Genomic DNA, 10,755 nt, shown 5'->3' with positions numbered 1-10,755 from the left:
GCACTGCGCCCGAAATCCGCCGAATACGCCAACTCCTACCCCATCTGGCCACAAACCAGCGCCGGAAACCACCTCGCATTGCCCTTGCCGTCTCTCTCCACGCCCAAAGCCTATAACGCAACGGGCCCCTTGAGGGGGAGATGTCCGGCAGGACAGAGGGGGGTCGTGAAGGATCGCTGCCTCATCTTAACTCTGCAGCAGGCGCGACCTCCGTCGGCAACAGCACTTCGGCGGTCTGGTTGCCGACCAGCAGGCGAGCGAGGCCCCGGGGGGCTGCGCCGCCACAGGCAATTGCAGCAGGCATTCATCACAAGCGCTTGCACAAGCCCGCAATCGTCACCGCGGCGGTGGCTATGCCGCCTCGCCTTGGCGTATCGTGGGCGCGACAGCAGGAGCCGGCATCATGAGCCCAAAACCATCCGAACAGGCCGACAATGAAAACGACAGCGGCGGCGAGTATTTCGAGGCGCCGCCCGCCCACGACGCCGAACTGGTTGCCGACGAGGCGCTGGAAGCGCCCGATGTGCCGGACTCCGAACCTCATGGCCGCCTGAAGCCGAAGCGGAAACCATCGGCGATATCGGGCCGCAAATTCCGCAAGCGTGACCTGGTGCGCATCGACGACCTCAGGCCGAGCCTGGCCGACCGCATCCGCTCCGATCATCCCGACCTGCCGCGCGGCGCCCGCATCAGCCGCGAGGAGCTCGGCCGCTACCGCATGCGCTACATGGAGGAGCTACTGCAGCAGGAGCATGGCGAATTCTCCGAGCTCGACCGCCAGGTGGTCGAATCGATCGCCAGGCAGGACACGATTTCGGAAAACTCGGAAGAGGAGTTCGAGGAGCACCGCTCGTTCGCCGACCGCGTCTCCGACAACATGGCGGCTTTCGGCGGCAGCTGGTGGTTCCTGATCTCGTTCGGCAGCGTGCTTGCGGTGTGGATCGGCATCAATTTGATCGCGGGCGTGAGCAGCGCCTTCGACCCCTACCCCTTCATCCTGCTCAACCTGCTGCTCTCCTGCATCGCCGCCATCCAGGCGCCGATCATCATGATGAGCCAGAGACGGACGGAGGCCAAGGATCGCCTGCGCTCGTTCAACGACTACCGGGTCAACCTGAAAGCCGAGCTGGAAGTGCGCCATTTGCACGAAAAGCTCGACTATCTGATCTCGCGCCAATGGACGCGGCTGGCCGAAATGCAGCAGATGCAGCTGGATGCGATGCACGAACTGACCGGCGCGAAGAAGGCGAAGCGGGCGCCGCGCAGGGTGCGCAGGCGGGTGGCGAAGGTGGAGGTGGCGGGGTGAGTCCCGGGCTGAGGCTGCAGGGCGGACGCGAAGTTGCCAAGCCGCGCGACGTGGCTTCGAAAAATATCGCCACGCCAATTGCCCGTTGAAGCCCGGCGCGGCTTCCGCTAAGAAGCCGTGGCTGGCCGGCCTATCGGCTGGTTCGTTTTCAGGTTCCTTGAAGGCACCCGTAGCTCAGCTGGATAGAGCGCTGCCCTCCGAAGGCAGAGGTCACAGGTTCGAATCCTGTCGGGTGCGCCACTTACCGATGTATTACAATAGCTCAGATAACCCTAAAGCCCGTCACGCTGAACGGATTCATGCGACGCGCTTGAAGTCTTTGTTTTAATGCATGTCGTTGTCCCAGGACCGCGGCTCACTTCTGGGCGACATGCATGAGTGCCCGGGTCTAGGCACGGGCGATCAGTCGATATTCGGTGTTATTGGCGCGTCGATTACCACTTCCGCCCGTTCAGTCAGACGCTATGCTGCTGACCGTGACACCAAGGCGCGCGTTCCGTTCGTGATGAAGCAAAGTCAACACCGCTTGCATGAGCGGATGACCATTCGCGGCCACCTCGAACCCGCGTCCTTCGTGCCCTGGATCATGCGCCATGCGGCCAAGCTCGGTCTCGCGCACCACATCGCTCATGCAAGCACCGATCGCATCGAACTCGATATTGCCGGTGCGGCGGAGCTGATCGACATGATGGAGATGGGATGTTCGCTTGGGCCCATTGAGGTCTGGGTCGAGACGATCGACCGCGCGCCTGTCGAGCAAAAAAACATATAGCTTTGCGTGTGGTTACCTCGGTTTGCACTTAATTTAACCAATATTGCAATTGCGAAATTATTATGCATACGTCAGCCGCATCGAGCGGTTCGCCAACTCCTTGCGCCGGCATCTCTCTGGTCGGGAAACAGTAGTATCAGTACGGAAAGTAAGGTCATGCTGTCCGACAAGACGGACACCTGGGTGCCGGTCGCCCTTACCCAGGATCTGCCAACAGGACAGGTAATGCCGGCGCGGACGCCCGCCGGTCCCATTGCCCTCTGGCGAAGCCAATCGGGGCGCTTGGCGGCATCGGCGGATCGCTGTCCGCATCGCGGCATGCGCCTCTCCCATGGCTTCGTGCGCGGCGAGGCGCTCTCCTGCATCTATCACGGCTGGACCTATTCGCAGGCCGGTCAGTGCCTGCGCATTCCTGCCCATCCCAGCCTCACGCCGCCGGAGACGATTCGAGTTGCGACCCGGTTGGTCGAAGAGGCAGGCGGGATCATCTGGGTCGCGGATGGAGAGCCTGACGGCAAGCCACCCCTTTTTGAGGGTTACGTCCCGCTCCGTTCATTGACGGCCCGCGCCGGAAGTTCGGCGCTCTTTGTCGCTGCCGGTACGAAGGCCACCGTTGAAGGATGCGTCTGGCAGGCACCCGGCGCGCCGGCAATCCGCCTGCTGCCTATCCCGCAGGAAGCCGGCGAGACGCTGATCCACGTCCTTGTTCCAGCCGATTGCGATGCGTCCGAGCGCATCGCCGCCTCGCGAGCCGCCGAGAGCCTTCGGCGCGTGGCCGAAGGGATCGAGGCGAAAGGGGCTGTGCCATGATCAACGATGCGATGCGCGACGAATGGTATCCGGTCGGGCTTTTCAGCCGGCTCGACCGCGAAGGACGCGAGACCACCCTGATGGGCGAGCCGATCAAGATTGCGCTCGACGCCAATGGCGCGGCGAAAGTGACAGGCGAAAACGGGCGCGTGCTGCCGGTTTCGGTGCGCTATGGCCATATCTGGTCGTCGCTCGGCGAACCGAAGAAACCGGTCTTCCCGATTCCCGAAGCAGACCAGCCCGGGCGCCGCTTCGTCGATGTCGGCGTGGTGCGGGTGCGCTGCTCGCCGCTCCGCGCCGTCGAGAACTTCCTCGACATCGCACACTTCCCCTTCGTCCATACCGACATCCTCGGCTCGGAGCCGCATACCGAGGTCGAAAACTACAAGGTCGAGATCCGCGAGGAGGAGGACGAGGTCTGGGCGACCCAGGTGAAGTTCTACCAGCCGCAGGCGGCGAAATCCGCGAGTGGAGGTATCACGACGGAATACATGTACCGCGTGCCGGCTCCGACCTGCTCAGTCCTCTACAAGACCTGCCCGCCGCGCCCGGGCGAATGGGATGTCATTACGCTATTCGTCCAGCCGCTTGCCGAGGATCTCTGCGACGTCTGGCCATGGATGGCGCTTTTCGATGACGAGACACCACTGACCGATCTCATCCATTTCCAGCAGACGATTTTCCTGCAGGACCGCTCGATCCTCGAAAACCAGATCCCGCGTCTTCTGCCGCTCGATCCCGGCATGGAAATCCCGACGCGCGCCGACCTGACCTCGGTCGCCTATCGCCGCTGGCTGAAGCGCCACGATTATACCTACGGCGCGCAATTGGTGGCACAATGAGGCTTTACGACTACGTCCTCTCCCCAAGTTGCTACAAGGTGCGCCTGATGGCGACGCTGTCAGGTGTGAAGCTCGAAATCCGCCCGGTCGACTTCCATCCCGGCGCCGAGCATCGTGGCCCCGAGCTTATGGCGCTTAATCCGGGAGGCTCCATCCCGATCCTTGAAGACGGCGACCTGATCCTGACCGAGTCTTCCGCCATGCTTGGCTATCTCGCCGCGAAGGCAGCACCGGCCTGGCTCGGCAGCGGCGCCCCCGAGGAGACGGCGCGCATCCAGCAATGGCTCTCCTTCTCGCACAGGCTGACCGCCAACCTCGGCGGCGCGCGCCTGCATGAGATGCTGCTGCGCCCCGGTGACATCGGTGCGCTTCAGGCCAATGGCATAGCGGCACTACGTGAGCTGGAAGCCGGCCTTTTCGAACAAAAAATGCGTGGCGATCGGTTTCTCGCATCCGACCGGCCGACGATTGCCGACATTGCTTGCTTTCCCTATGTCGCGCTCGCGCCCGACGGTGGCGTTTCCCTCGATCCGTATCCCACGATCCGGCTCTGGTCGCGAGCGCTCCGCAGCCTCGACAATTTCATCGAGATGCCCGGTATCCACCGGCTACACGAGTTGAAGCCCGAACCGCGACCCATGCTGGACGAGGCGTGAGGTGACCGGCTATCTCCTGAAGAATTGCGCAGCGGTCATCACCGACGAGGGCAGGGGTCCGAGCGTCCGGCGCAATGTCGATGTGCTGACGAATGGCCCGCAGATCGAGGCAATCGGCGAAGGCCTGCACAGAAGCGAGTTGCCGGCCGGTACTATCGTGCAGGATGCCGACGGCTGGTTCGTCTATCCCGGCCTCGTCAACACGCACCATCACTTCTTTCAGTGCTTTATGCGCAACCGTGCCGAACTCGACTGGACGAAGCTCTCGGTCATCGAATGGCTCGACCGGATCTATCCGATCTTCTCCCGGCTCAACGAGGATTGTTTCTACCACGCCTCTATCACGGCGATGGCAGAGTTGATAAAGCACGGTTGCACAACGGCCTTCGACCACCAGTACAATTTTCCGCGCCATGCCGGAAAACGGCTCATCGACCGGCAGTTCGAAGCGGCCGATCTTCTCGGCATGCGTTTCCATGCCGGCCGCGGCGGCAACACGCTGCCAAAATCGGAAGGCTCGACCATTCCAGACGAGATGCTGGAGACCACGGACGAATTCATTGCCGACTGCGCACGCCTCATCGACACTTATCACGACACCAGTCCCTTCAGCATGCGTCAGGTCGTGGTCGCTCCCTGCCAGCCGGTCAACTGCTACCGCGAGACCTTCGTGGAATCGGTTTCGCTGGCGCGTGATCGCGGGGTGCGGATGCACACCCATGTCGGCGAGGGCGAAAGCCCGATCATCGAGGCCCGCCATGGCATGCGTACGGTGGACTATCTCGAGGACCTCGGATTTGCCGGCCGAGACACTTTCTATGCCCATTGCTGGGAGCTGACGCATGACGAACTGCGGCTGATGGCGGCGAGCGGCACCGGTGTCTCGCATTGCCCGGAGCCGGTCTATCTGGTGGGTGCGGAGGTGACTGATATTCCCGCCATGTCCGCCTTTGGCCTGCGCGTCGGTCTCGGCTGCGACGGTGCTGCCTCGAACGACAACTCCAACCTCATGCACTGCATCCATTCCGCCTACATGCTGCAATGCCTGGCGGCCTCGACGCGCGCTCATCCCGTGCCTGCGCCGGTCGATTTCCTCGGCTATGCGACAACGGGCGGGGCCGCGCTTCTGGGCCGCAATGACATCGGCCGACTGTCGCCCGGCATGGGCGCCGACCTCTTCGCGATCGACACGCGCCGCATGGATTATGTCGGCACGCGCCACGATCCATTGAGCCTGATCGCCAAGGTCGGTATCGGCATGCCCACCGACATGACCATGATCAACGGCCGCATCGTCTGGGAGAAGGGTGCGTTTACCGGGCTGAACGAGGCCCGGCTTGCTGCGGACGCGGAAGCCGCCTTTGCCGCGGTGGAATTCTAACAACTTAAGACAGGGGAACTGACATGCTGAACTATCTGACCCGCAGAACTCTGATGAAGGGCCTTGCCGCGACAGGGCTTGCCGGCGCGCTTGGCAGCCGTCCCGCCTTTGCGGCCGACGAGCCGCTCGGTATCACGCTCGTGCTCCCGTCGCCGGTCGGCGATGTCGGCTGGGGCCATGCGCTCGCCGCCGGCCTCGAGCCGGTCAAGGCCGCATACGGCGACAAGGTGAAGATCACCGTCATCGAGAACATCGCCGAAGGGCCGGACGCCGACCGGATCATGAACAAGACCGTCGCCGACGGTAACAAGTTCCTGATCGCCGGCTCATTCGGCTACCAGAATGGTGCATTACAGATCGCCCGCCGCGATCCTGCGGTCACCGTGCTGCATGCCTCCGGCTTCCAGACCGCGCCGAATTTCTCGCCCTTCGCGGCGAAGTATTTCCAGGGCACTTACCTGCTCGGCATAGCCGCCGCAGCTCTTTCCAAGACCGGCAAGGTCGGCTCCGTCTCGGCCTTCGCCATTCCGGAGCTGATCACCTCGATCAACGCATTTACGCTCGGCGCACAGACCGTAAATCCCGATATCGAGGTATCGGTCGTCTGGGTGAACTCCTGGTTCGACCCGGCCAAGGAACAGGAAGCCGCCAAGGCGCTGATGGCACAGAACTGCGACGTGATCTTCTCGAACGCGCAGGACACACCCTCCGTGATCTCGGCCTGCGAGGAGGCTGGCGTCTACGCGTTCAACCTCAATTCGTCGATGAAGAAATATGCACCGAAGAAATATCTCGGCTGCATCGCGACAGACTGGTCGCCCTTCTTCAAGGCTTCCGTGGATGCCCATCTCGCCGGAACTTTCAAGGGCGCCAACACCTTCCTCGGCGTCGCCGAAAAGGTGGTGGAGGTCGTGGACTGGAACTCAGATATCCCAGCCGACACGATGACGAAGATCAAGGAAGTGGCGGCGAAGATCGCCGACGGCAGCTTCTCGCCCTTCACAGGTCCAATCACCAAGGCCGACGGCAGCGAAGCCGCCGCCGCCGGTGCGACGATAGCGGATCCCGAGATCGTCGCGATGGACTGGCACGTCAAGGGTGTCACCACACCACTGCCGAAGTAAGTCATGACCCCGCCCCTTCTGTCGCTCCGCGGCATCTCGAAGAGCTACGGCCAGATCCGGGCCAACCAAGCCATCGATCTGGACGTGGCGCCCCAATCGATCCATGCGATCCTCGGGGAGAATGGGGCGGGCAAATCGACGCTGATGAAGCTCATCTATGGCGTTGAACAGCCGGACGAAGGCACCGTCGTCTGGAACGGAGAGCATCTGCGCCTTGCCTCGCCGGCTGAGGCACGGCGCAGGGGCATCGGCATGGTCTTTCAGCATTTCTCGCTGTTCGAGACGCTGACTGTCGTCGAGAACATCCAGCTCGTCGTCCCCGGCGGCAAGGCGGAGCTGGCGGGGCGCATCCGCAGCCTCGGCCAGGATTTCGGCCTTGAAGTGGATCCTCTCGCCGATGTGCACGCGCTCTCGGTCGGCGAACGGCAGCGGGTGGAGATCATCCGCTGCCTGATGACGGACCCGAAGCTGCTCATTCTCGACGAGCCGACCTCGGTCTTGCCGCCGCAGGCGGTGAAGAAGCTGTTCGACACGCTCAGGCGCCTTCGCGACCGCGGCGTGTCCATCCTGTTCATCTCCCACAAACTGGAGGAAATTCGCACGATCTGTGACCAGGCGACGGTCTTGCGTGGAGGGCGCGTTATCGGCACCGTCGACCCGCGCGACTATGATGCGCACGACCTCGCCCGGATGATGATCGGCCGCGACATGCCCGAGGTGATGCCCGCGTTGGCCATGCCCGAGGGGGAGAAGCGGCTGGAAATAATCGACATGGACTACACGCCGGACGACCCCTTTGCCACGCCGCTCTCCGGCATCAGCCTCACGGTACGATCAGGCGAGATCCTTGGCATAGCCGGAATATCGGGCAATGGCCAAGGCGAGCTTGCCGCGCTCATCTCGGGCGAAGCGATGCTGCTGAAGGAACAACGCGACCGGATCTACATGATGGGCCGCGACGTAGGCACACTCGATGCGGCCGCGCGCAGGAGATTTGGCTTCGCCTTCGTGCCCGAAGACCGGCTGGGACGCGGCGCGGTCCCTGAAATGTCGCTCGTGCTCAACACCGTTCTTACCGCCCATCCTTTCGATCTCGTGAGGCGCGGCCTCATCAACAGCGCCGGAGCGACGGCTTTCACCAGCGAATGCATCCGTCGGTACGACGTCCGCGCCTCCGGCCCGGATGCCGAAGCGGGCTCGCTGTCCGGCGGCAACTTGCAGAAATTCATCGTCGGTCGCGAGATGATGCTGTCGCCAAAACTGCTTTTCGTGGCGCAGCCGACCTGGGGTGTAGACATTGGCGCTGCATCCGCCATCAGAAGGCGGCTCATCGCGTTGCGCAACCTGGGCGTGGCGATCCTCGTAATTTCCGAGGAACTCGAGGAACTTTTCGAACTCTGCGATTTCATCCAGGTGCTCCATCATGGAATGCTGAGTCCGCCTCTGGTCACGCGGGACACGCGCCCCGAAGACATCGGCAGATACATGATCGGAGCACATGCCTCGCCAGAGAAGGTTCCTGCATGAGCGTTTGGGCCGCGACGTTCCTCCCCGCGCTCGTCCGCCGGGAGCATGCCTCGCTCGTCGCGGCCATGCTGGCCCCGGCTGTCGCGCTTGGCATGGCGATCATCCTCAATCTGGGCCTTTATGTGCTGATAGGCCGAGATCCGGCGGCCGTCCTGTACGCGATGCTTCTCGAGCCGTTCCTCTCCTGGGCATCGTTTGCGGAGGTGCTGCTGAAGGCGGGGCCCCTTCTCCTCATTGCTCAGGGGCTGGCGATCGGTTTCCGCGCAAAAGTGTTCAACATCGGCGCGGAGGGCCAGTTTATCCTGGGCGCTATTTTCGCCTCGGCGATCCCCGTCTGGTTTCCGCAGGCGACCGGGCAGTGGATCTGGCCGCTGATGCTGCTTCTCGGTGCCCTCGGCGGTGCACTTTGGGCATCTATCACCGCCTTCTGGCGCGTCAGGCTCAATGCGAACGAGATCCTGGTCTCCCTGATGCTGAGCCTCGTTGCGGCGCAAGTCCTCAACTACCTGCTGCTCGGCCCATGGAAGGACCCGGCCGGCTTCAATTTCCCACAATCCGTCATGTTTCAGAACGACGCGATGGTGCCGACCCTGATCACCGGTACCCGCGTCAACGTCTCGCTGCTCATCACACTTGCGCTCTCGCTGGTGGCCTGGGTTTTCATGCAGCGAAGCTTCATGGGGTATAAGCTCAAGGTCGGCGGCCTTGCCCCGCGCGCGGCCGGTTACGCCGGCTTCAGCGAAGGGCGTGCGATTTGGCTATCGCTTCTGATCGGTGGCATGGCGGCGGGACTGGCAGGCGCCGCGGAAGTCGCGGGTCCGCTCGGCCAGCTGCAGCGCTCGATCTCGACCGGCTACGGTTATGCGGCCATTATTGTCGCCTATCTCGGCGGCTTGCATCCAGTCGGCATCATCTTTTCCGCGCTCTTCATGGCTGTCCTCTATATCGGCGGCGACAATGCGATGGTGTCGGCAAACCTGCCGATCGCCGCCGTCCGCGTCTTCCAAGGCAGCTTGCTGCTCGCCTATCTCGGCGCTGTGGCCTTCGTGCGCTACCGCATCGAGTGGCGCCGCCCCCATCACCTGAGCCAGCCATGAACGCCGTCGAGTTCATTATTTCGGGCATGCTCGCAGCGGCAACCCCCTTTCTCCTTGCCGCACTCGGCGAGTTGGTGGTCGAGCGCGCCGGCGTTCTTAACCTCGGCGTAGAGGGCCTGATGGCCCTCGGCGCGGTGCTCGCGTTCATCGTCGTCTACCACGGCGGTGGACACCTGCTGGGGTTCGTTGCCGCCGGCCTCGGTAGCGCCGTCCTGTCCCTCGTCTTTGCAGTGCTGGCACTCGGATTCCGGGCAAACCAGGTCGCGACAGGCCTTGCGATCGGCATTCTCGGCCAGGGCCTTTCGGCGCTGTTCGGCAAAAGCTACGAGAGCTTGACGGTCAAGGGGCTCCCGAAACTTGCCTTTCCCGGCCTCTCGGAAATCCCGGTAGTCGGCAGGCTGTTTGTCCAGGACGTCGTCGTATGGCTTTCCCTTGCCGTGACGTTTGCGATCTGGGCGATGTTTGCCTATACGAGAGTCGGCCTTGTCGTGAGGGCAATCGGCGAGAATCCCAAGGCAGCCCATGCCATCGGCTATCCGGTCATCGCTATCCGTATCGCGGCCATAGCTTTTGGTGGCATGATGGCGGGTTTTGCCGGCGCCTATGCGGCGGCGGTGTACACGCCCCTTTGGGCGGACGGTATGATTGCCGGACGTGGCTGGATCGCGATCGCACTCGTTGTCTTTGGTACGTGGCTCGCTGGCCGCATCTTCCTGGGTGCCTGCCTCTTCGGTGCGGTTTCGCTGATGAGCCTCGCCGCCCAGGCGACCGGTCTGGACTTGCCATCGCAACTGCTTTCCAGCCTTCCCTATCTCGTTACGATCGTCGTGCTCGGTGTCATCTCGGCGGACCGCCGCTTGCTCAGGCTGAACGGTGTCGCCTCGCTTGGCGAACCCTTCGAACGTTAGCCGGGATTAAAGTGGATTTGCGAAACTCGGCGTAAGTTGAAGAGATTCGAAACGCCAGCGGACGATCGGCATCCGATCCAAAGGGCAGAAACGCCAAACGGGGCGAAGGTATGCCCGCAAGGGTAGCGCTGACGCCGTCGACTGCGAGCAGCGGAACGATGTGGCGCACAACGCGCCCGACATCGGTGGAGATCGTCGCGGGTTTCTTGGATCGTCCCCTTTCCTCAGCACGAGCCCATTCTCGAGGGTCCATTCTCCACCGCAGGAAGCGGCTTCGCAAGACGGCCTGAGGCATGCGCCCGGTAAATTCCCGCATGCAAGCACTCGTCCTG

10 protein-coding genes and 1 tRNA gene are annotated in these 10,755 nt (G+C 62.8%); all 11 read left to right on the top strand.

The genetic code is table 11. From position 1 onward, the window contains the following. The first annotated feature begins 403 nt into the window (after window positions 1-403). The 11 genes from NKJ78_RS12870 (at window position 404) to NKJ78_RS12820 (ending at window position 10,423) form a co-directional block, all read left to right on the top strand. Window positions 404-1,306 carry a DUF1003 domain-containing protein gene (locus NKJ78_RS12870; RefSeq protein ID WP_023703727.1) on the top strand — a complete coding sequence of 301 codons (903 nt, stop codon included), beginning with the start codon at window positions 404-406 and terminating at the stop codon, window positions 1,304-1,306. Window positions 1,307-1,469: 163 nt separating this feature from the next. Further along, window positions 1,470-1,546, top strand: a tRNA-Arg gene (locus tag NKJ78_RS12865). A gap of 91 nt (window positions 1,547-1,637) precedes the next feature. Further along, complete coding sequence (locus NKJ78_RS30805; RefSeq protein WP_444849051.1) at window positions 1,638-2,078, top strand: acylphosphatase; 441 nt, start codon at window positions 1,638-1,640, stop codon at window positions 2,076-2,078. 156 nt (window positions 2,079-2,234) lie between these two features. Then, entirely contained in the window at window positions 2,235-2,888 is a 654-nt protein-coding gene (locus NKJ78_RS12855) for a Rieske 2Fe-2S domain-containing protein (RefSeq protein ID WP_023739724.1), read from the top strand. Next, on the top strand, window positions 2,885-3,730 hold the full coding sequence (locus NKJ78_RS12850) for an aromatic ring-hydroxylating oxygenase subunit alpha (protein WP_023739725.1): 846 nt from the start codon (window positions 2,885-2,887) through the stop codon (window positions 3,728-3,730). Before NKJ78_RS12855 ends, NKJ78_RS12850 begins: the two co-directional genes overlap by 4 nt. Further along, window positions 3,727-4,386: a glutathione S-transferase family protein gene (locus NKJ78_RS12845; protein ID WP_023683611.1), complete on the top strand. Its 660-nt coding sequence runs from the start codon at window positions 3,727-3,729 to the stop codon at window positions 4,384-4,386. Before NKJ78_RS12850 ends, NKJ78_RS12845 begins: the two co-directional genes overlap by 4 nt. A gap of 1 nt (window position 4,387) precedes the next feature. Continuing rightward, window positions 4,388-5,767, top strand: coding sequence for an amidohydrolase (locus NKJ78_RS12840; RefSeq protein ID WP_023739726.1), 1,380 nt, complete (start codon window positions 4,388-4,390; stop codon window positions 5,765-5,767). 26 nt (window positions 5,768-5,793) lie between these two features. Continuing rightward, window positions 5,794-6,891, top strand: coding sequence for a BMP family ABC transporter substrate-binding protein (locus tag NKJ78_RS12835; RefSeq protein ID WP_196814159.1), 1,098 nt, complete (start codon window positions 5,794-5,796; stop codon window positions 6,889-6,891). A gap of 3 nt (window positions 6,892-6,894) precedes the next feature. Further along, a complete protein-coding gene (locus NKJ78_RS12830) occupies window positions 6,895-8,418 on the top strand; it encodes an ABC transporter ATP-binding protein (RefSeq protein ID WP_023739727.1) in 1,524 nt (507 codons plus the stop codon). After that, window positions 8,415-9,515 (top strand): ABC transporter permease, encoded by a 1,101-nt coding sequence (locus NKJ78_RS12825; protein ID WP_023695008.1) that lies wholly within the window; start codon window positions 8,415-8,417, stop codon window positions 9,513-9,515. Before NKJ78_RS12830 ends, NKJ78_RS12825 begins: the two co-directional genes overlap by 4 nt. Then, window positions 9,512-10,423: an ABC transporter permease gene (locus tag NKJ78_RS12820; protein WP_023710456.1), complete on the top strand. Its 912-nt coding sequence runs from the start codon at window positions 9,512-9,514 to the stop codon at window positions 10,421-10,423. The genes NKJ78_RS12825 and NKJ78_RS12820 overlap by 4 nt, the downstream gene beginning before the upstream one ends. The last annotated feature ends 332 nt before the right edge of the window (window positions 10,424-10,755 follow it).

It is taken from the genome of Mesorhizobium sp. M0037 (genome assembly GCF_040323635.1).
Taxonomy (GTDB): domain Bacteria; phylum Pseudomonadota; class Alphaproteobacteria; order Rhizobiales; family Rhizobiaceae; genus Mesorhizobium.
Note: the sequence above shows the minus strand (reverse complement) of the source record. Positions and strands in the feature narration are given on the sequence as shown.

Coding starts and splice junctions, on each gene's coding strand:
- NKJ78_RS12870 (WP_023703727.1), top strand. CDS start 404: ATGAGCCCAAAACCATCCGAACAGGCCGACAATGAAAACGACAGCGGC.
- NKJ78_RS30805 (WP_444849051.1), top strand. CDS start 1,638: ATGTCGTTGTCCCAGGACCGCGGCTCACTTCTGGGCGACATGCATGAG.
- NKJ78_RS12855 (WP_023739724.1), top strand. CDS start 2,235: ATGCTGTCCGACAAGACGGACACCTGGGTGCCGGTCGCCCTTACCCAG.
- NKJ78_RS12850 (WP_023739725.1), top strand. CDS start 2,885: ATGATCAACGATGCGATGCGCGACGAATGGTATCCGGTCGGGCTTTTC.
- NKJ78_RS12845 (WP_023683611.1), top strand. CDS start 3,727: ATGAGGCTTTACGACTACGTCCTCTCCCCAAGTTGCTACAAGGTGCGC.
- NKJ78_RS12830 (WP_023739727.1), top strand. CDS start 6,895: ATGACCCCGCCCCTTCTGTCGCTCCGCGGCATCTCGAAGAGCTACGGC.
- NKJ78_RS12825 (WP_023695008.1), top strand. CDS start 8,415: ATGAGCGTTTGGGCCGCGACGTTCCTCCCCGCGCTCGTCCGCCGGGAG.
- NKJ78_RS12820 (WP_023710456.1), top strand. CDS start 9,512: ATGAACGCCGTCGAGTTCATTATTTCGGGCATGCTCGCAGCGGCAACC.